This window comes from Clostridium sp. TJA085 (assembly GCF_058310235.1).
The window spans coordinates 1-21514 of the sequence record NZ_JBZEEZ010000003.1 but is presented as its reverse complement, the minus strand read 5'-3'; the positions used below and the strand labels follow the sequence as shown (position 1 = coordinate 21514).

Genomic DNA, 21514 nt, shown 5'->3' with positions numbered 1-21514 from the left:
AGAAGTTTATGAAGAAAAAGGCTTTATTTAAAACTATTTTAAAAGAAATTTCTTCATCTAAATCAAGATTTTTATCTATTTTATTTTTAATTATGTTAGGGGTTGGATTTTTTTCAGGATTAAAATCGGCAGGTCCTGATATGTTAAATACAGCTAATAAATATTTTGATGAACAAAATTTGATGGATTTAAAAGTACAATCTACAATGGGGATTGATAAAGGTGATATAGATGAATTAAAAAAAATAAAAGGAGTAGACTATGTTGAACCTATATATAGTAAGGATGTATTAATAGGGAAGGAAGGACTTTTATTAAAACTTATTTCTTATGATAGTAATAATAAGTTAAATAAATATGTTGTTGAAAGTGGAAGATTACCAGAAAAGAATGGAGAAATTGCATTAGATAGCAAAGAATCTATTAAACAATTATATAAAATAGGTGATAAGATAAGTTTTTCTTCTGATAATAGTAAAGAGTTAAGTGACGAAATTAAAAATAAAACTTATAAAGTAGTTGGTTTTGTAAAAAGTCCTATGTATATTGGAAATTATGAAAGAGGAACAAGTGCTATTGGAAAAGGTAGGGTTGATGGATTTGGTTTAATTTCAGAATCTGAATTTAAAATGCCAGTATATACAGAAGCTTATTTAACATTTAACGATTTGAAAGGTTTAAACAGTTATAGTGAAAAGTACAATGATTTATTAAATAATCATATAAAAGAAGTAGAAAGTGTAACAAAAGAACGAGGGGTATTACGCCTTGATGATATAAAAAAAGAGGCAAATGATAAACTCTTAAAAGCTAAAAATGATATTATAAAAGCTAAAAATGAACTTAAAAAAGCTGAAAGTAAGTTAAATGAGTCTAAAAAGAAAATTAATGAGGGAAGAGAAAAATACGATAAGAACTTAAGTGAATTTAATAATAAAATGCAAGATGCAAAATTAAAATTAGATAGTTCTAAAAATCAATTAAATTCTAAAAAAGAAGAGTTAGAAAATAAGTTAAAGGATTTACAAAAGAAACAATCAGAAATTTTAAAGGCAAAGGAAGAAGTAAATAAAAAATTAAATGATGTAAATAATAATATAAATAAGCTAAAGCCTTTATTTAATCAAGTAGAAGCTTTATTAAAGCTACCTCCTAATAATATACCTAACAATATGAAAAACCAATTAATTGAAAGTTTAAAAGAAGTACCAATTAATAATGGTTCAAATTTAGGTAATTTATTAGAAGGGTATTTTAATGGAGAGGTGGAAGCTAATGCTATTTCAAATAGTATGAGTTCTATAATTAAAAATTTAGAAATAGCAAAAATTAATATAGAAAAAGGTAAAGAGGAATTAGAAAGTAATTATAAAAAATTAAATAATGGAATAGTACAAGTTAATCAATATAAACAAGAATTTAATAAAGCATCAAAAATTATTAAGGAAAAGGAATCAGAATATAATAATGGAAAAAAATTAGGGTTAGAAAACTTTAAGTTAGCTAAAGAAAAATTAGATGAAGGTGAAAGACAATACAAAGAAGGTTTAAATAAATTTAATAATGAGAAGTCTAATGCTGAAAAGAAAATATTAGATGGAGAAAAGGAAATTAAAAAAGGGGAAGAAAATATAAAAGATATCAAGGTTCCTGATTATTATGTATTTTCAAGAAGCGATAATTTAGGTTATAGCGAATATGAAGATAATGCAGATAGAATTACAGCATTATCACAAGTATTTCCTTTATTTTTCTTTGCAATAGCAGCTTTAGTAAGTTTAACAACGATTACTAGAATGATTGAGGAACAAAGAATTCAGCTTGGAACTTTTAAGGCACTAGGTTATAGTAATTTTGATATATCACTAAAATATTTAGTGTATGCAACAACTGCAAGTTTAATTGGAAGTTTTTTTGGATTATTGATTGGATATGAATTACTACCAAGAATTATTTATAATGCTTATAGTATGCTTTATAATTTCACAGATTTACAAATTTCATATTATTTAAGTTATGCACTTATATCAATTGCAATAGCAATTTCTTGTACTGGAATATCTGCTTATGTAGTATTGAGAGAAGATTTAAAAAGTACTTCAGCAACACTTATGAGGCCTAAGGCTCCAAAATCAGGTAAGCGTATATTATTAGAAAGAATAAAGCCTATTTGGAAAAGGTTCAATTTTATAGAAAAAGTTACTGCAAGAAATATATTTAGATATAAGGATCGTATGCTAATGACAGTTTTGGGTATTGCAGGATGTATGGCACTTATTATTACTGGTTTTGGTATAAAAGGTTCAGTTTCAGACCTTGCAAGATTGCAGTTTGGTAAAATAGTTAAATATAATGCTATGATTATATATAATAAAGATGCTTCAAATGAAGATACGAAATCTTATGAAAGTTTAATTAAGGGGTTACCTGAAATAGAAGATAGATTAGAAATTTATCAAGAACAAGTAAAAGTTCAAGAAAAAGGAGTTAATCCTCAGGAAGCATTTCTTATGGTGCCTAAAAACGAAGATAATTTAAATAAATTTATAACATTAAACAATAGAAAGACTGATGAAAAATATAATTTAAATAATGATGGTGCTATAATATCTGAAAAATTAGCTAAATTATTTAAGCTTAAAAAGGGCGATGTAATAAAGTTTAAAACGTCGGATAATAAAGCTTTTGAAGTTAAGATTGCTGATGTTACAGAAAATTATGCTGGACATTATATTTATATGTCAAAAGAACTTTATAAAAAGATATTCAATAAAGAGGCTCTTTATAATGCTGAACTTTTAAAATATAAATATGATACTAATTTTGAAGAAAATTTATCTAAAAAGTTAAGTAAAGAAGGTAAAGTATTAAATATTTCTTATAATGGTTCTATAGAAGATAATTTTGAAGACTCTATGTCGAGTTTAAATATAGTTGTTATTGTACTTATAATATCAGCTGCAATATTAGCTTTTATAGTTTTATATAATTTAACTAATATAAATGTATCTGAGCGTATAAGGGAACTTTCAACTATAAAGGTTTTAGGATTTTACGATAACGAAGTAACTATGTATATTTATAGAGAAAATATAATATTAACTATAATGGGAATTATAGTAGGAAGTGGCTTGGGAAAAATTTTACACCAGTATGTTTTAAGTACAGCTGAGATGGATAACATGATGTTTAATCCTTCATTACATTTGAGCAGTTTTATTTATGCAGGAATATTGACAATAATCTTTTCAAGCATAGTAATGTTTATAATGCATTTAAAATTGAAAAATGTAAATATGATAGAAGCATTGAAATCAAATGAATAATTTATAGAAAAAGAAGATTCCTAATAAAGGAATCTTCTTTTTTAATAAGCTTAACATAAAATATAGATATATATTTCAAATTAAACTTACTATTGTTAAAAATAAATAATTAATTTATTGTTTTATTAAAGGTTTGTAGCTTTTTTAAATCTTTCATTAACCATATCCCAATTAATTAATTCAAAGAAACAATCTACATAATCAGGACGTTTGTTTTGGTGTTTTAAGTAATAAGCATGTTCCCAAACATCTATTGTTAGTAGAGGTTTTTCGTTTAATGAAATTGGACAATTTTGATTTGGTGTTTTAGTAATTTTTAATTTATTATTTTCATCTAAAACAAGCCATGCATATCCAGAACCGAATTGAGTAGTAGCTGCTTCCTTAAATTTAGTTTTAAAGTCTTCATAAGAACCGAAAGTTTTGCAAATAGCATCTTTTATATTTCCAGTAGGTTCTCCACCTTTATTTGGAGCTAATCCATCCCAGTAAAATTCATGATTAAATACTCCACCAGCATTATTAACAACTGCTTGATTTATATCTTCTGGAATATCATCTAAATTTTTAAGTATTTCCACTAGAGACATCTTGAAAAATTCAGGATGTTTATCCAGTGCATTGTTTAGATTATTAACGTAAGTTTGTTGATGTTTGTCATGATGAATTACTACTGTTTTTTCATCAATATAAGGTTCTAGAGAATCATAAGAATATGGTAATGGTTTTAAAGTAAATTTGTTTTGTTCCATTTAAATCACCTCTACATTAGTATTTGAAATTTTTAAATAAAAAATTCAAAATAATTTATGACTATTTCAAAATTTATTCTATAAAACTATTATAATCAATAATAGTAAAAAGATGTATGAACTATTTTAAAACTCCTTGTAAATTAAAATCAGGAACAAAATCAGTTTTATTAGTGCCACTTTCTTGAATAAAGGCATTTTTTACACCAATGCTTGCTGCATAATCAATTAAACTATCATAAAGCTTTGGATTTAATGGTTTTGATAACTCTTCAAATTTAAATGCATTAAACATAGGAGTATATTGATTCATTATACTTATATATACATCATCTCCAAATAAACTATATATAGTATCTATAATTTTCTTTGAATCAAATAAAAGATGAGGGAGCATTAAATGTCTAATAATAATACCCTTTATCATTCTTCCTTTTTCATCAAATCTATTTTTACCAACTTGTTTAAACATTTCTTTTAAAATAGTAATAACATTTTCTCTGTATCCTGAAACTTTTGAATATTTTATTGCATATTTATCATTAAAGTATTTAAAATCAGGTAAATAAACATCTATATAACCATCTAAGGCTTTTATAGTTTCTAAAGAATCATATCCATTTGTATTATATAAAATAGGTAGAGTAAGTCCATTTTTTTTTGCTATTTTTATTGCTTCTATAATTTGTGGGACATAATGTGTAGGGGTTACTAAGTTTATATTATTAGCTCCTTTATCTTGAAGTTCTAAAAATATTTCTGATAGTCTTTCTATAGTTATAAATTCTCCAAATTTCTCTTGACTAATTTCATGGTTTTGACAAAATACACATTTTAAATTACAGTTAGAAAAAAATATAGTTCCAGATCCTGTATCTAAAGATATTGGAGGTTCTTCCCACATATGTAAATAAGCTTTAGCAGCTTTTATTTTTTCGGATGATAGACATGCACCAACTTCATTGTTTAATCTATTAACATTACACTTTCTAATACAAAGATTACAATTTTTTAGCATTTCCATTTTGTTATATTTCAAAAAAATCACCTCGTAGATAATATATTGAAATTATATTACTAGGCAAAATGTTTAGCAATTAAATAATCTTATAATTTAAATTTAATTAACTTAACATTATAATAATTAAAAAGGGGGAAACTTATGGAGTTTATATTAATTTTACTTTTTCAAATAATAGTAATTATATTTATGTTACTTTCAATTATATTTAATTTAATAAAAATAATTAAAGGGAAGATATCAAAAAAATATTTTATATTAATTTTTATTTTGTTGATTTCTAGCAAAATAACTTTATTTAATATAATATTACCTAAGGTAAAAGATATTAAATACTATTTTGCAAATGATTATTATACAGCAACAGGAGTTTGTACTAAATTTAATAATGCAAAAGGAATAACTGAATTAGAAATAAATAATGTTATATATAAAATAAATCAGTGTGAACTTAAACCTAAGATAGGAGTTGAATATACATTGAAATATTTGCCAAATAGTAAATTTATTGTAGAATATAGTGAATTGAAAAATAAAACTGATAATTAAGTAATTTAGGAGATAATTTATGATAGACGAGTTCTTAGAATATGATTATTATAATGAAAGATTTGAAAGAATTAATACTAGAAATATAGAAATTAAAAAAAGAGATTTTGATAAATGTATATTTAATAGATGTGATTTTTCAGGAACAAAGTTTTTAGAAGTAAATTTTGAAGAGTGTATTTTTAAGGAATGTAATATATCTCTTACAAAATTTTATTATTCAAAGCTTAGAGGAGTTAAGTTTATTGATTGTAAAATAGTTGGAGTTGATTTTACTAAATGTGATAGATTTATTTTAGATTTTGAATTTAAAAGCTGTTTAATACAAAGTTGTAGTTTTGCAGAGCTTAAAATACCAAAGACAAATTTTATAGAATGTAATGTTACATCAAGTGATTTTATAAATGCTGATTTAAGAGAGGTGTCATTTTTAAAATCAAGTCTTGAAGATAGTATATTTGAAAATACTAATCTTTCAAAAGTAGATTTCAGAGAATGTTTGAATTACAGGATAAATCCAAATAGAAATAATATAAATAAAGCAAAATTTAGTATTCCTGAAGTTTTAAGATTATTAAATGATTTTGAAATTATTATAGAGTGATTCTTAACGTTTGGAGGCAAATAAATGGATATAAATTTAGAGGACTTATATGTAGATGATGAGTATATAGAACAGGATAATGAAATAAGTAATATAGAAAAGTTAATAAATGATACTAAGAAACCAATAACTCTTAGTATATTAAAAGATGAATTTCGAAGAATTGGAATAAAAAAGGGAGATACATTACTTGTACATTCATCATTAAGTAAATTTGGATGGATATGTGGAGGAGAAGTTACCGTTATAAAGGCTTTAATAGAAACAGTAGGGGAAGAAGGAACTATAGTAATGCCAGCTCATAGTGCTGATATATGTGATCCAGCTTTTTGGAGTAATCCACCAGTACCTTCCGAATGGTTTAACACTATAAGAGAAGAAATGCCAGCTTTTGATGAAAAAATTACGCCAACTTATAGTATGGGTAAAATAGCAGAAGCTTTTAGAAATTTCTATGGTGTAAAGAGAAGTTATCATCCAACAGTATCATTTTCAGCTTGGGGAAAAAATAAGAATTTTATAACAGATAATCACAGTTTAGAATATTCACTTGGGGAAAAGTCACCTCTTGCAAGATTTTATGAGTTAAATGGAAAAGTATTATTATTAGGTGTTGATTATGATGTTAATACCTCATTTCATTTAGCAGAGTATAGAGCAGGAAATTATACAGAATCTATAAATGCTTCACCTATATTAGAAAATGGAAAAAGAATATTTAAACAATTTAAGGATATAGAGTTTAAAACTGAATTATTTATGTTTCTAGGTGAAGAATTTGAAGAAAAGTGTAATGTTAAAGTTGATAACATTGCAAATGCAAAAATAAAATTATTTAATCAAAGAGAATGTGTTGATTTTGCTGTAGAATATTTTAAAAATTGTAATTTATATTAATTAATTAAATTTTACAATATGTATTTTAAAATTTACAAAAGGTAAATGGTAACTTATATAATAAAATAGTAAAGTATAAATAGAAGGAGTTGATAATTATGAAAAAATGGCCTTTTATTTTACAAGGAGTTTTATTAGCAATAGTAGGTATAATATTTTTAATGTATCCATTAGAAAGTATATTTAATTTAACTATGGTAATTGGAGTTTTTGTTTTAGCTTCAGGTATTATGTCTATAATTAAAGCATTTAAATCATATAGAAGAGGATTTTTTATCTTTAATGGTATAATTGATATATTATTTGGATTAACACTTTTATTTTCACCAGTTTATTCAACACAATTTTTTGTTATATTCTTTGGAATCTGGGGATTAATAAGAGGTATATCAGCACTTGTAGCTGAATTTCAATTTAAATCAGCTGGTTTTAATTTTAGAACAATATATACAATATGTTTAATTATATTAAGTGTTTTAGTAATATTATACCCAGTAGTTGCGTTAGCATTTGCACCAATATTAATTGGAATAAACTTAATACTATTTGCAATATTTGAAATAATATTAGCGTTTGAAATATAAAAAATAGATAAGGATTTATCCTTATCTATTTTTTTATTTGCTATATAATTCTTTTATTTTTGGTGAATTAAAGTATAGTCCAGAAACTTTATGATTTTTTTCATCAAAGGATATTGAGATATTTACTGGTTCTACTTCATTAGAAAATTTTGCTTTATAAATTATACTTGTAAAATCCTTACTCTTTTTGCCTTGTACAAATTCTAAACTACCATCTTCATATGTTCCTATAGCACCTTTTATAGGCATAACTAAATTTAAAAATTCAGTTTCATTAGATGAAATTTCTTTCATGTTTTCATCAAAATTTTTTATAAAGCCATTGTAATCTAAATCATTAATAGATATAAGAATATCATTAGTTATTTTATCTGAATAAGAACGAGTATCATCAAAATTTATTTTTTTATTAGAACAAGATATAAAATTAAAAATTAAAATTGAAATAAGAAAAGTTAAAATCATAGTTTTAAACTTCAATACAAATACCTCCTAAAAACTGGAATATGATTTTAGATATTATACCACATTTTTACTAACAATTATACTTTCTGGCAACACTAAAAGGTGATGTATGATATAATATTTTAATACTAGGAAGGGAGGATGATGATTTGGATTTAAAATCATTATTAAACAAAGAGCAGTATGAAGGTGCTGTTACTGTTGATGGTCAAGTTTTAATACTTGCAGGTGCAGGTTCAGGTAAAACTAGAGTTTTAACATATAGAATGGCACATATGATAGAAGATTTAGGAATAAAGCCATGGAGTATATTAGCAATTACATTTACTAATAAGGCAGCTAAAGAAATGAAAGAGAGAATAGAAGCTATTGTTGGGGAAAAAGCTAATGATATGTGGATTTCAACATTCCACTCAACTTGCGTTAGAATACTTAGAAGAGAAATTGATAAACTTGGATATAAATCAAGTTTTACTATATATGACACTTCAGATCAAAAAACTTTATTAAAAGATTGTATGAAAACTTTAAATATAAACGATAAAGATATAACTCTTCAAGAAATTATGGGGAAGATAGGAAGAGCTAAAGATAATATGATTACTGCTGAAAGTTTCATGAGAGAACATGAAAGCAATTTTAGAGAAAAGAAAATTGCTGATGTATATGAAATGTATCAAAAGAGACTTAAAGAAAATAATGCTTTAGATTTTGATGACCTTATATTTAAAACAGTAGAATTATTTAAAAAACATGATGATGTATTAGAATTTTACCAAAATAAATTTAAATACATAATGGTTGATGAGTATCAAGATACAAATGGAGCTCAATATGAATTTGTAAGACTTTTAGTAGCAAGATATAAAAATATTTGTGTTGTTGGTGATGATGATCAATGCATATATGCATGGAGAGGTGCTGATGTAAGCAATATTCTGGATTTTGAAAAAGATTATCCAAATTGTAAAGTGATAAAACTTGAGCAAAATTACAGGTCTAAAGGTAATATACTAGATGCAGCAAATGCTGTTATAGTAAATAATTCTAGAAGAAAGAATAAGGCACTTAGAACAGAACAAGAACAAGGAAATAAAATAAAAATATATAGAGCATACTCAGATTCAGAAGAAGGGGATTTTGTAGCAAGACAAATAATTGATACAAAAGCTAAAGAAGGAGCAGAAAATAAAGATTTTGCTGTTCTTTATAGAACTAATGCTCAGTCACGTGTATTTGAAGAGACCTTTAGAAGACGAGGTATACCTTATAAAATTGTTGGAGGAACTAAATTCTATGATAGAAAAGAAATTAAAGATATACTTGCATATCTTAATGTATTGGTAAATCCTCAAGATGATATAAGTATAAAGAGAATAATAAATGTACCAAAGAGAAGTATAGGTGATGCTACAGTAAATAAAATTCAGGATTTTGCAGATAGTTTTGAGTTAAATTTATGGGACGCACTTCAAGAAGTAAGAACAATTTCAACTCTTACCGCAAGAAATTGTGGTTCTATAGAAAAGTTTATGGATCTTATGAATAATTTTGTAATAATGGCTGAAAGTATGCCAGTATCAATGCTTATAGAAACAATTTTAAAAGATACTGGATATTTAGATCAGCTTAGAAAATCAAATGAAATAGAAGATAAAAGTAGAATAGAAAACCTAGAAGAATTAGTATCAGATGCAGTTGAATTTGAAAGAAATAATGAAGATAAAAGTTTAGCTGCATATTTAGAAAAAGTATCATTAGTACAAGATATTAATGAAGGTGATGAAGAGGAAGATAATGCTGTAGTTTTAATGACACTTCATAGTGCAAAAGGTCTTGAGTTTCCTCATGTATTCATGGTAGGAATGGAAAATGGAATATTCCCTAGTATGAGCGATTTTGATAAAGAAGATCAGATGGAAGAGGCAAGAAGGCTTTGTTATGTTGGAATCACAAGAGCAAAAGAAACTCTTCATATGACTTCAGCAGAAGTAAGAAGAGTGTTTGGAAGAACAATGTCTTATAGTCAATCAGATTTTATTGGAGAAATAAGATCTGATTTAAAAGAATATGTTAATGATAGAAGTGCTAATGGAGCAGCAAGAGATGGAATGTTTGGTGGTCAATCCAAACCAAATTTTAATAATCCACATAGCTTAAGAACTTCTATTAGAAATCAAAATTCAAGTAGAAAAATTACAGAAACTAAACAAAATAGCACTTCAGATTTAGGAGAAATATCACTTGGAAGAAAAGTAAAACATGAAAAGTTTGGTGAAGGAACAGTAGTTTCAGTATTACCGGCTGGAAATGATAAAAAACTTACAATAGCATTTGATAAACAAGGTGTTAAGGTACTATTATTATCAATGGCTAATTTAGAACTTTTATAGTATTAGGAGGCAAGTAAGTTTATGGATAAAAGAGAAAGAATGAAAGCTCTTGTAGAAGAGTTGAATAGATATTCATACGAGTATTATAGTTTAGATAATCCATCAGTTACAGATAAAGAATATGATAAAAAATATGATGAGCTTGTATCCTTAGAAAAGGAACTTAATGAAGTTTTACCATATTCACCAACTGTTAGAGTTGGTGATGTAATACTTGATGGGTTTAAAAAATATACTCATAAAGGTAAACTTTGGAGCTTAGGTAAAGCTCAAAGTATTGAAGAAATAATAGATTGGCATAATAGAAATGTTAAGTTTATTGAAGAGATGAGATCAAAGGGGGAAAATCTTCCTGAGCTTAAATATATAGTTACGAAAAAATTTGATGGGTTAACTGTTAACTTAACATATAATGAAGAAGGTATATTAGCAGTTGGAGCAACAAGAGGTACAGGAAGTATTGGAGAAGATGTTACAGCACAGGTTAAAACTATAAAGAGTATTCCTCTTAAAGTTAACTGTAATGATTTTTTTGAAGTTCATGGTGAAGCTATAATGACTACAGAAGCCTTTGAAAAATATAATGAATTAGCAGAAGTACCTCTTAAAAACTTAAGAAATGGGGCTGCAGGAGCATTAAGGAATTTAAATGTAAAAGAAACTGCAAGAAGAAACTTATCAGCATTTTTTTATGATGTAGGATATAAGGAAGGGAAGCAGTTTAAAACTTATACAGAGATGATGAAGTTTATAAAGGAAATGGGCTTTCCAGTAGATGATTATATAAAAGAGTGTTATACAATAGATGATATTCAAAAGGAAATAGACTATATAAGAGATATAAGATTTGATTTAAACTATGATATTGATGGACTTGTAATAGTTATAGATGATATAAAAACTAGAGAGTTATTAGGATATACAGTAAAGTTTCCTAAATGGGCAATAGCATATAAGTTTGAAGCTCAAGAAACAACAACTAAGCTTTTAGATGTTGAATGGAATGTTGGAAGAAGTGGAAGGGTATCACCAACTGCTATATTAGATCCGGTTGAACTTGCTGGTGTTACTGTAAAAAGAGCAACTCTTAATAATATGGATGATATAAAAAGAAAAGGTGTAAGAATTGGTGCTGAAGTTTTAGTGAGAAGGAGTAATGATGTTATACCTGAAATAATGGGAGTTAAAGAGGATTCCTTAGAAGGAACAGAAGAAATAATACCTCCTACTAATTGCCCAGCTTGTGGTAGTCACTTAGTAGAAGAGGGTGCACATATATTCTGTGAAAATACACTTTCATGTAAGCCTCAGCTTGTTAAGACTATAGTTCATTACGGTTCAAGAGAAGCTATGAATATTTCAGGATTTTCAGAAAGAACTGCTGAACAATTATTTGAAAAGCTTAATATAAAATCAATAAGTGACTTATATAAGTTAAATAAAGAAGACTTAGTTAAACTTGATAAATTTGGAGATAAAAAAGCACAAAATCTTTTAGATGCAATTGAAAAGAGTAAGGATTGTACTCTTGAAGCATTTATATACTCATTAGGAATACAAAATGTAGGCGTAAAAACGGCTAAAGATATAGTTAATAAATTTAAGTCATTAGATGGACTTAAAAAAGCTACATTTGAAGAATTAGTATCTGTTCCTGATGTAGGAGATATAGTTGCAAATTGTATTGTAGAGTTCTTCCATGAAGAAAAAGTTTTAAAAACAATAGATGAACTTTTAGAGATAGGTGTGAATCCTAAGTTTGAAGAAAAAGAAATTATTGAAAGTGTATTTGATGGCAAGACTGTTGTTGTAACAGGAACTATGGAAAAATACTCTAGAAAAGAAATAAAAGAGAAATTAGAAATGCTTGGAGCTAAAGTAGCAGGTAGTGTAAGTAAGAAGACTGATTATGTAGTCTATGGTAAAGAAGCAGGTTCAAAGCTTACAAAAGCAGAAGAACTTGGAGTTAAGACTTTAACAGAAGATGAATTTGAAGTTATGATAGGAGGCTAAGTTATTGAAACGGCTAATTAATATATTAACTATTTTATTAAGTATAATAGCTTGTATAGTAATAATTTGTACTTTTTTAACTTCATACCAATTTTTATACCTTGGAGAAATATTTAATTCTTATTATGCAATACAAGTTACAGTTGCAATAACTATGTTATCTTTAGCTGCTAGGTTTTGGATTAATGAAAGTGGAAAAAATAAATATCTATACTCTGGGTTGAGTTTAATGTTATCTGTTTTTATAATAGCATTTATGCTTGGAACTGTAAGATAATAAAAATAAAAAGCTTCTATTTTTTTAGAAGCTTTTTATTTATACTCTTTTTTTTCAAAGTCTTTTATGTTAGTTAAATCAGGAGACATAAATTCATCATTTGAAGCCTCTTCATTTAGAAAATTTTCATAAGAAAAATCTCTCTTACTTTCAGAAAGTAAATCTAACTTTTGACTTATTTTTTCTAAAATATAATTTTTATAACGAATTTGATTGTAAGTCTTTAAAGCTACAATAAAAAGCCATATGCCAATAAACATGAAAGTTAGCATAAATATAATCCCTATTATAGAGAATGTGGCAACTAAAAAAGTCATCTTATCGCCTCCTTTAAATATAATTTAATTATAACATAATGGATTTATAAATTTAACATATTATAAAAATATTGCTCATGTTGATTAAAAATATACATAAGTGACAATAATTATGATAACTTTAAAAAAGGAGATAGAATAAGGTGAAAAAATTTTTATTACCAAGCTTTATTATAGGCATAATGTTAGTATTTCTATTGAGTTTTATAGAAATAGAAAAAATATCATCTTCTAAAGATTCAGAGGTTATTTTATATGCGGTTAATTCAGTTCCTAATGAATTAAAAGATGTAAGTAAATTATCAACTAGAGAAGAAGATGTAATTTGTGCAACAAGTAAAGGATTAGTAGAAAAAAATGATGATGGTAAAATAGTTCCTTCATTAGCTACTGAAATAAATATTAAAGATGATGGTATAGAATATGAATTTAAAATAAGAGAAGATGCTTATTGGAGTGATGGCAGTAGAATAACAGCAGAAGATATAAGAGAATTTTTTAAAGAATTATTGAAAGAAGAGTATGATGAAAATATAAGTTCTTTTTTAAATGTTTATGGGGCAAAAGAATTTAGAAATGGTAATGTTACATTTGAAAGTGGAGTTGCTATTGGAGTAAAAGATAATATATTAACTATTAGACTAAATAACAAAGATGAAAAGTTTTTAGAAGAATTAACAAAGCCACAGTATAGATTGAGAAAGTACTTAATGATGTGGAATAATATAAAAAGAAATCATAAAAATATAATATATTCAGGTGAATATTATATAAGTGATATGAATGATAGAGAAGTATTATTAGAAAAAAATAAAAAAAGCGATACAGACTCTCCAAATTGTATAAAAATAATATCTGATGAAAGTGAAGAATTATCAATGGCAGCTTTTGAAATTGGAGATAGAGATTTAGTTGTAGAACCACCAAATACTGAGTTAAATAGATTAGAAGAAGAGGGGAGATTAAAAACATTTCCTTCTGATAGTGGAAAGTATATAGTTTTAAATTCAGAAGATGAGGAACTTCCTTTATCAGTTAGAAAAGTTATATATTATACTCTGAATTCTGTAGTGTTAGATTATAAGGAAGAAAATAATAATTATTTAGAGCTTACAGAGTGTAGTTACTTTAGAGGAGATAAAGATAACTTAAATAAGCTCCAATCAAGAAAAGTAATGACTAATAAAGTTTCTGCAAAGCTTCCAGAAGTTATAACTATATTAGCAAAAGATAATAATGAAAATAGAGCCTTATGTAAATATATTCAATCATGGTTTGATTCAAATACAGATAGTAATATAAGATATACATTAACTACGGAAGAAGATTTTAATAACTTAGAGTTAAGAAAGAGATATGATATATTAATAGTTGATTTAGTAGCAAATACAAATAATAGATTAGAATTTTATAAAAATTTAAAACCTTACTATACAGATAAAGAGGAGAGTATTTATAAAAAAGAATTAAGTGGTAAAGGAGAATTTATAGAATTAGAATCAAATTTATTTAATAATTATAGAATATTACCATTAATATTTGAAAATAAAAATGTTGCTATATCTAGTGAAGTTGAAAATATAGAATTTGATTGGAATGGAAATATAAAATTTGAAACATTAAAATAAATTAAGGTTAAGCCTAGCTTTTATAAATATAAAAGTTAAGCCTAACCTATTTTTATATATAAATAAATTTTTAAAACAAGACATTATATAATATTTAAGTTTCTTCTAAAGAATTAGATTTAGTATTAGAAGATTCTTCAGAATTATTATTTAACTCTTTTGTTTCTTTAATAGTATTTGTGTTTATAGAAGTAGTAGAGTCTTCAGTAGTATTAATATCTTCATCTATATTAGTTTTCTTAGAATCTTCATAAGTGTTTTCTAAAAGGTTTAATTTTCTAAAGAAAACATCCTTAAAAGTATAAATAAACATATAGAAAATAAACATATTTTTATAACTATCAAATGTTTTTTTATCAGAAGTTTTGAAATCTTCTTTTTTTCTAGAGTAAACTATATTTTTTAAAAATACAGGAGCCATACCAGTAGTTGATAGAGATGGTAAATTTGGCATTGTAAAGAATGTTTCATCTAACATGTCTTTAGAAAGAGTACTAAAATTCATATACCTTTCTTCATTATCTAAGTCTGGAGCTTCTGGCCAACTAGTAACAATATTAGAATTTAAAATATATTTTTTATATATTTTAGAAATAGTAGAATTATACTCTCTTAAAGTATCTGATATATCAGCATACATTATTATAGATAACAAATAAAAGCATATATCAAAAGATGTATATTTAATTTCTTTCTTTGTAGTTAAATTTTCAATAACATTATTATCTTCATCATAAAGTGAAAGTAATTTATCCATTATCTCGCAGTATTTATCTTTAAAAGTTACTAGAGTAGTATGTTCGTAAGAATACATTAAATTAATTGCAAGAAGTGCAGATTTATCCAATGATTCAATATAATAATTTTTTTCATCAAATTTATTAATCATAAATTCACTTAAATCTATAATTAAAGGGACTATAGACTTATTCTTAGAATTTTTATAATAAATATTAAAAGCTAGCAAAGTTTTAAGTCCTTCATCAAAGGATAAATTGTAAAGTGCTTCTTTATAATCTAAAAACATTTGTAAAATTTGATTAGAAAATTCCTCATAATCTGTTTTTACTTGCTCATTATCTTCATATTTAGAATATAAATAATAAGCATTCATCATAAATGCTTGATCACTAAATGCAAACTTTCTATTTTTATCAATTAAATTAGTTTCTTTAGAATTATTTTCAAATAGACTTTTTTTAGGTATAAATATTCCTTCAGCATTTCTTAAATTTTCATAATAAAAATCCAGTTGTTCATGAGCTAATTGTCTATATCCCTTTGCCAATTGATAATTACTAGAATCTTTGCTTAAAAAAGAATAATAATCACTAAGTTCTAGTAATGACATTGTAAGTAAAGCATTTGTTGTTGGAATAATTTCACGTTTAAAAGAAGATGAATCAAATCCGTTTGAAGTTTTATTATGCATAAAAATTGGGGATGATTTTTTATATAAACAGAGTACTGGAGAAAATTTACTTAATATGCTAATATCTTTTGTAGATGCAATTTTTTTAGCACTTCTAGAAGATAAAGTATATCCACATTTAGAATTTAGAGCTAGTAGTTTTACAGCTTCTTTTGATAAGTGAAAAAGCTGACCACATATTTCACAATGTGATAAGCTATTCATTCGAAAAAATGGACCTATATATCTCAAAATATTTCACCTCATATATAATTCTTATAATAATTAATATGAGATAAAATTAAAAAAAGTGCATAAAACTAAAAAATGATACAAAGTATATATAAAATATTTTTAAATTGGTTTAATATAAGGAGGCAATTTTAGTGAGGATAGATGGAAGAAAAAATGATCAGGTAAGACCTACTAAAATAACTAGGAATTACACAAAATATGCAGAAGGTTCTGTATATATAGAGGTAGGAGATACAAAAGTTCTTTGTAATGTATCTATTGAAGATAAAGTACCACCATTTTTAAAAGGTTCAGGGGAAGGATGGATTACTGCAGAATATAATATGCTTCCTAGATCAACTGGAACAAGAAAGGTTAGAGATATAGCTAGATTAAAGATTGATGGAAGAACTATGGAAATACAAAGATTAATAGGTAGAGCATTGAGATCTGTTGTTGACTTAAAAGCTTTAGGTGAAAAAACTTTATGGATAGATTGTGATGTTATACAGGCTGATGGGGGAACAAGAACAACATCAATAACTGGAGCATTTGTTGCTATGGTTGATGCTGTAAATAAACTTCATAAAGAAAAGCCTTTTAAGGTTTATCCTATAAGAAGCTTTGTTGCTGCAACAAGTATAGGTATAGTAAACGGTGAAAAAATTATAGACTTATGTTATGAGGAAGATTCAAATGCAAAAGTAGATATGAATATAATTGGAACTCATGAAGGTGAGTTTGTTGAAGTACAAGGAACAGGTGAAGAATCACCAATGACAAGAAGTGAGCTTAATGAATTATTAGATTTAGGTGAAAAAGGATTAAAACAAATGATAGAGATTCAAAAAAGTGCTCTTAAGATGGATGCTTTATGGATTGGAACAGGAGGTCAATAATGAAAAAATTAATATTGGCTAGTAATAACCAAAAGAAGATAAAAGAAATAAAAACTATATTAAAAGAAATGAATCTAGAAATAAAATCTTTAAAAGATGAAAATATAAATATTGATGTAATAGAAGATGGAAATACATTTAAAGAAAATGCAACTAAAAAGGCCAGTGAAATAAGAAATTATCTATTAAATAGAGGAGATAGTGATTTTATAGTTATGGCTGATGATTCAGGATTAGAAGTAGATTATTTAAATGGAGAACCAGGAATATATTCAGCAAGGTATGCAGGAGAGCATGGAAATGACAATGAAAATAATAAAAAATTATTAGAAAAGTTAAAAGGTGTACCTATGGAAAATAGAGGAGCAAAATTTGTGTGCCATTTAACTTTAATAAATTCAGAAGGTAAAGTTTTAGATATATGTGGAGAAGTAGAAGGTAAAATAATTGAAAGTTTAAATGGAGAAGGTGGATTTGGTTATGATCCTTTATTTTATTATGAAGGATTTAATAAAACTTTTGGAGAAATAGGAGCAGAAGAAAAAAATAAGGTTAGCCATAGAGGAGTTGCTTTAAAAAAATTAAAAGATAATATTTTTGATATGTTGTAGGAGGTATTATGTTAATAGCTGTAGTTAGTGATACTCATAGAATTCAAGAATATATTGAGGTTGCAAAAGAAAAAATAGCAACTGCAGATATTTTAATACACTTAGGTGATAATGTTGATGATGTCTCAGAATTATCAAGAGATTTTAATGGTGAAGTATATGCTGTATTAGGAAATTGTGACTATTCAAATGAATATCCTGTAGAAAGAATTATAGACATAAATGGATTTAAGATATTTGCAACACATGGACATAAATATAGAGTTAAATATGATTTGAACAATATTTACTATAGAGCACAAGAATTAAATGCTAATATAGCTCTTTTTGGGCATACTCACCAAGAATTAATAATTAATCATAATGGTATAATATTAATGAATCCAGGTAGTGTTTCCTTACCAAGAGGTAGGGGAAGGAGTATAGGTTTTATAGAAATTGAAAATGGAAAAGAACCTGAAGTATATTTGGAAAGTTTAGAGTAGTTATATTATGAGATTAAATTATTAATAAGCAGGTTGTTTTATTGATAATTTATTTATAAAATTATTAATATAATAGAAAAGTATAAAGTGTTAAATTAAATTAGAATTTTTTTAAAAAAAGTATTGACGTATTAAGTTTCATAATGTAGAATAGTCATTGTCGTTGCGAGAGAGAACAGATGAAACGAGAGGTTCCAAAAGCAATGGATAATGACTCAACGGGGTGTGGCGCAGATGGTAGCGCGCATGGTTTGGGACCATGAGGTCGCAGGTTCGAGACCTGTCACCCCGACCACTTAAAAATTTGTCAAAAACAACTTGACAAATGAAACAAAAACCTGTATAAATAATAAGGCAGGTTGTTGCAAAACTTAATTGATGAATTAAGTTAGACATGCGGGTGTAGCTCAATGGTAGAGCCCTAGCCTTCCAAGCTAGTTACGAGGGTTCGATTCCCTTCACCCGCTCCACTTTGAAAAGAACTTCAAAAAAGTTCTTGACAAAAAATAAAGAATGATTTATAATAATAAACGTTCTGAGATGCGTTTTTAGCTCAGCTGGATAGAGCAACGCCCTTCTAAGGCGTGGGCCAGGGGTTCGAATCCCTTAAAACGCACCATTTCGGGGTGTGGCGCAGATGGTAGCGCGCATGGTTTGGGACCATGAGGTCGCAGGTTCGAGACCTGTCACCCCGACCACTTAAAATCAAGTTTTATATTGACAAGGAAGTTTAAAACTTGTATAAAAGATAAGGTGTTTGATTGTTGACTTAATAATCAGATAGTAAAGAGAAAAAGAATATGCGGGTGTAGCTCAATGGTAGAGCCCTAGCCTTCCAAGCTAGTTACGAGGGTTCGATTCCCTTCACCCGCTCCAATAGATGCGTTTTTAGCTCAGCTGGATAGAGCAACGCCCTTCTAAGGCGTGGGCCAGGGGTTCGAATCCCTTAAAACGCACCATATGGTGAACGTAGTTCAGTTGGTAGAGCGCCAGTTTGTGGCACTGGTTGTCGTGGGTTCGAGTCCCATCGTTCACCCCATACAGGGATATCNTTCATCTGCACCACAATTAAATTTAAAAAAAGATGCGGAAATGGCTCAATGGTAGAGCGCCACCTTGCCAAGGTGGATGTTGCGGGTTCGAGTCCCGTTTTCCGCTCCAAATATGCGGGTGTAGCTCAATGGTAGAGCCCTAGCCTTCCAAGCTAGTTACGAGGGTTCGATTCCCTTCACCCGCTCCATTTAACAACTAATAAGTTTAGTTGTTTTTTTTATTCCTAAAATATATAAAGTGTTTGATAAAATCCACATTTGGTAAAAGATATCCACAAAAGATATGTAATTAAAGAATATTTTTTGTGGATATCTTTTTTATAATTAAATTTATAAAATTTTCAAATAATTCTAAGAATTATATGTAGTGATTGAATTTATAGAATTATTAGTTAATGTTTTAAATAGTTATAAAAGAATGTTTTAAAAAATAAAATATAATTTTAAAATCAATTGATTTTAAAATGAATATTAATAAATTCTTGATTTTTTACTTTTAAACTTTGTAATAAATAAATTAATTTATTTACTAGTTTATAGTATTCAAAAAATATAATATATGAATATATTATATTTTATTTTAGTAAACTTTAATAGAATAATTTTTTATAGAGAAATGGTATTTAATGAAAGAAATTGATATATTAATTAGATTAATGCTTTCAGTTATTATTGGTGGAATAATAGGATATGATAGAGAATTTAAAAATAGGCCGGCTGGATTTAGAACACATATGTTAGTTTGTTTAGGAGCTACTATTTCTGCACTTATTGAACTACAACTAGGATATTTTGTAATTAACCAAATTCAATTAAACCAAGAATTGTTAGGGAGTTTAAAAGTGGATTCAGGGAGGATAGTAGCTCAAGTTATATCTGGAATTGGATTTTTAGGAGCTGGAACTATAATTAGAAATAAAGGATCCATAAAAGGTCTTACAACAGCTGCTTCTATATGGGCAGTTGCTTGTGTTGGACTAGCTATTGGAATGGGATTTTATATAATTAGTATAATAAGTGCATTAATTATATTTATTGTATTAGTTTTTTTAAAAAAGTTTCAGAATAAATTTATAACTAAAATAGAAATATTTAAGTTTGAAGTAACGTATAAAAGTAATAAAAATACAATAAGAGAAATAGATCGTATATTATCTGATGAAGATATAAATATAAAGGGTATAGATTTTTATTATAAAGAATGCAGAGAAGAATATATTAGAAAGGATGAAAATATATATGATATAAAAAGGTGTGTTTATAGTATAGAAGCGCCTAGAAATATTGATTTAAATGAGATTATTTCAGATATATGTTCAGTTGAGGAAATTTTAAGTGCTAAAATAATAAAATAATATATAAATAAAAAAAATATATATATTTTATTTATAAACTCATATTAACATTAATGTTAATATGAGTTTTTTATTTTTATATATTAAAAAACATTTGATTTTTAAGATACTTAAATTACAAATATAAGTATAAGAAAATTAGTTATAATACTTATAAGTTATTATTTTAAAAATTTATTTTAATTAATTATAATAATATATATTTAAGATTAAATATATATTATTATTCACAGTGTTTATTATTAATACTTAAATTAAATTTTTAATATTAATTAGGTGAAATAAAGAAAAACTTTACCAGGAGTATCAATATAATAAAAATAAAGAAAAATAAAGAAAAATAAAGAAAATAGACTATAAATTTAAATAATAATATATAGATATATTGTGACATATTTAGACTGTGATAGAATAATCCATGTCGTCGCGAGAGATTAAACGAGAAGAACACAAGAAAATGTTGAAAACATTAAAAAAGTGTTGACAATGAATTTCTCTGATGATAAGATAATGAAGTCGCTTGGAGCGATATGAAATTTGATCTTTGAAAAATGAACAGAATATAGAAATACATTTAGAACCAGCAATTCTTTTTACAAGTAAGTTTTAAGAGCGAGATTAAACTTTTTATTGAGAGTTTG

Annotated in this window: 18 protein-coding genes and 9 tRNA genes; 22 read left to right on the top strand and 5 right to left on the bottom strand. The window is 26.2% G+C overall.

Features of this window, described 5'->3' with window-relative positions:
• Positions 1-8 precede the first annotated feature (8 nt).
• Complete coding sequence (locus tag AC4FQW_RS09445) at positions 9-3326, top strand: FtsX-like permease family protein (RefSeq protein WP_491148736.1); 3318 nt, start codon at positions 9-11, stop codon at positions 3324-3326.
• A gap of 125 nt (positions 3327-3451) precedes the next feature.
• Here the strand turns inward: AC4FQW_RS09445 and AC4FQW_RS09440 are convergent, their stop codons facing one another.
• Complete coding sequence (locus AC4FQW_RS09440) at positions 3452-4078, bottom strand: superoxide dismutase (RefSeq protein WP_491148734.1); 627 nt, start codon at positions 4076-4078, stop codon at positions 3452-3454.
• 121 nt (positions 4079-4199) lie between these two features.
• Positions 4200-5102 (bottom strand): radical SAM protein, encoded by a 903-nt coding sequence (locus AC4FQW_RS09435; protein WP_491148964.1) that lies wholly within the window; start codon positions 5100-5102, stop codon positions 4200-4202.
• A gap of 138 nt (positions 5103-5240) precedes the next feature.
• On the opposite strand from AC4FQW_RS09435, the gene AC4FQW_RS09430 reads away from it, so the two are divergent.
• From AC4FQW_RS09430 to AC4FQW_RS09415, 4 genes are all read left to right on the top strand, one after another.
• Positions 5241-5648, top strand: a complete 408-nt coding sequence (locus AC4FQW_RS09430) for a hypothetical protein (protein WP_491148733.1) — start codon at positions 5241-5243, stop codon at positions 5646-5648.
• A 19-nt stretch (positions 5649-5667) separates the two neighbouring features.
• On the top strand, positions 5668-6252 hold the full coding sequence (locus AC4FQW_RS09425; RefSeq protein ID WP_491148732.1) for a pentapeptide repeat-containing protein: 585 nt from the start codon (positions 5668-5670) through the stop codon (positions 6250-6252).
• Positions 6253-6276: 24 nt separating this feature from the next.
• Complete coding sequence (locus tag AC4FQW_RS09420; protein WP_303130172.1) at positions 6277-7149, top strand: AAC(3) family N-acetyltransferase; 873 nt, start codon at positions 6277-6279, stop codon at positions 7147-7149.
• Between the two features lie 98 nt (positions 7150-7247).
• Positions 7248-7733 (top strand): HdeD family acid-resistance protein, encoded by a 486-nt coding sequence (locus AC4FQW_RS09415; protein ID WP_491148729.1) that lies wholly within the window; start codon positions 7248-7250, stop codon positions 7731-7733.
• A 33-nt stretch (positions 7734-7766) separates the two neighbouring features.
• Here the strand turns inward: AC4FQW_RS09415 and AC4FQW_RS09410 are convergent, their stop codons facing one another.
• Positions 7767-8213 carry a hypothetical protein gene (locus AC4FQW_RS09410; protein WP_303130174.1) on the bottom strand — a complete coding sequence of 149 codons (447 nt, stop codon included), beginning with the start codon at positions 8211-8213 and terminating at the stop codon, positions 7767-7769.
• A gap of 134 nt (positions 8214-8347) precedes the next feature.
• Here AC4FQW_RS09410 and pcrA point away from each other — a divergent pair, with 134 nt between their 5' ends.
• From pcrA to AC4FQW_RS09395, 3 genes are read left to right on the top strand one after another with little or no spacing between them, the layout of a single operon-like run.
• Positions 8348-10591: a DNA helicase PcrA gene (pcrA, locus tag AC4FQW_RS09405; RefSeq protein WP_491148727.1), complete on the top strand. Its 2244-nt coding sequence runs from the start codon at positions 8348-8350 to the stop codon at positions 10589-10591.
• A 21-nt stretch (positions 10592-10612) separates the two neighbouring features.
• Positions 10613-12604: an NAD-dependent DNA ligase LigA gene (gene ligA / locus AC4FQW_RS09400; RefSeq protein ID WP_491148725.1), complete on the top strand. Its 1992-nt coding sequence runs from the start codon at positions 10613-10615 to the stop codon at positions 12602-12604.
• 4 nt (positions 12605-12608) lie between these two features.
• Positions 12609-12881, top strand: coding sequence for a hypothetical protein (locus AC4FQW_RS09395; RefSeq protein WP_303130177.1), 273 nt, complete (start codon positions 12609-12611; stop codon positions 12879-12881).
• 35 nt (positions 12882-12916) lie between these two features.
• On the opposite strand, the gene AC4FQW_RS09390 is transcribed toward AC4FQW_RS09395, so the two are convergent.
• The gene (locus tag AC4FQW_RS09390) at positions 12917-13198 is read right to left on the bottom strand and encodes a hypothetical protein (protein WP_303130178.1); all 282 of its coding nucleotides are present in this window, start codon (positions 13196-13198) and stop codon (positions 12917-12919) included.
• Positions 13199-13341: 143 nt separating this feature from the next.
• On the opposite strand from AC4FQW_RS09390, the gene AC4FQW_RS09385 reads away from it, so the two are divergent.
• Positions 13342-14826 carry an ABC transporter substrate-binding protein gene (locus AC4FQW_RS09385; RefSeq protein ID WP_491148722.1) on the top strand — a complete coding sequence of 495 codons (1485 nt, stop codon included), beginning with the start codon at positions 13342-13344 and terminating at the stop codon, positions 14824-14826.
• Positions 14827-14920: 94 nt separating this feature from the next.
• On the opposite strand, the gene AC4FQW_RS09380 is transcribed toward AC4FQW_RS09385, so the two are convergent.
• Positions 14921-16462: a hypothetical protein gene (locus tag AC4FQW_RS09380; RefSeq protein WP_491148720.1), complete on the bottom strand. Its 1542-nt coding sequence runs from the start codon at positions 16460-16462 to the stop codon at positions 14921-14923.
• Positions 16463-16623: 161 nt separating this feature from the next.
• Between AC4FQW_RS09380 and rph the strand changes: the two genes are divergently transcribed.
• The 13 genes from rph (at position 16624) to AC4FQW_RS09315 (ending at position 20873) form a co-directional block, all read left to right on the top strand.
• Positions 16624-17370 (top strand): ribonuclease PH, encoded by a 747-nt coding sequence (gene rph, locus AC4FQW_RS09375; protein ID WP_491148718.1) that lies wholly within the window; start codon positions 16624-16626, stop codon positions 17368-17370.
• On the top strand, positions 17370-17981 hold the full coding sequence (locus tag AC4FQW_RS09370; RefSeq protein WP_303130183.1) for an XTP/dITP diphosphatase: 612 nt from the start codon (positions 17370-17372) through the stop codon (positions 17979-17981). The genes rph and AC4FQW_RS09370 overlap by 1 nt, the downstream gene beginning before the upstream one ends.
• Positions 17982-17989: 8 nt before the next feature.
• Positions 17990-18466 (top strand): YfcE family phosphodiesterase, encoded by a 477-nt coding sequence (locus AC4FQW_RS09365; protein ID WP_303130184.1) that lies wholly within the window; start codon positions 17990-17992, stop codon positions 18464-18466.
• A gap of 219 nt (positions 18467-18685) precedes the next feature.
• Positions 18686-18761 (top strand) — tRNA-Pro (locus AC4FQW_RS09360).
• A gap of 101 nt (positions 18762-18862) precedes the next feature.
• A tRNA-Gly gene (locus AC4FQW_RS09355) sits at positions 18863-18936 on the top strand.
• 72 nt (positions 18937-19008) lie between these two features.
• Positions 19009-19085, top strand: a tRNA-Arg gene (locus AC4FQW_RS09350).
• 3 nt (positions 19086-19088) lie between these two features.
• Positions 19089-19164 (top strand) — tRNA-Pro (locus AC4FQW_RS09345).
• A 104-nt stretch (positions 19165-19268) separates the two neighbouring features.
• A tRNA-Gly gene (locus AC4FQW_RS09340) sits at positions 19269-19342 on the top strand.
• 6 nt (positions 19343-19348) lie between these two features.
• Positions 19349-19425 (top strand) — tRNA-Arg (locus AC4FQW_RS09335).
• A 4-nt stretch (positions 19426-19429) separates the two neighbouring features.
• A tRNA-His gene (locus AC4FQW_RS09330) sits at positions 19430-19505 on the top strand.
• A 47-nt stretch (positions 19506-19552) separates the two neighbouring features.
• Positions 19553-19627, top strand: a tRNA-Gly gene (locus tag AC4FQW_RS09325).
• A gap of 5 nt (positions 19628-19632) precedes the next feature.
• A tRNA-Gly gene (locus tag AC4FQW_RS09320) sits at positions 19633-19706 on the top strand.
• Between the two features lie 438 nt (positions 19707-20144).
• Positions 20145-20873 carry an MgtC/SapB family protein gene (locus AC4FQW_RS09315; RefSeq protein WP_491148715.1) on the top strand — a complete coding sequence of 243 codons (729 nt, stop codon included), beginning with the start codon at positions 20145-20147 and terminating at the stop codon, positions 20871-20873.
• The last annotated feature ends 641 nt before the right edge of the window (positions 20874-21514 follow it).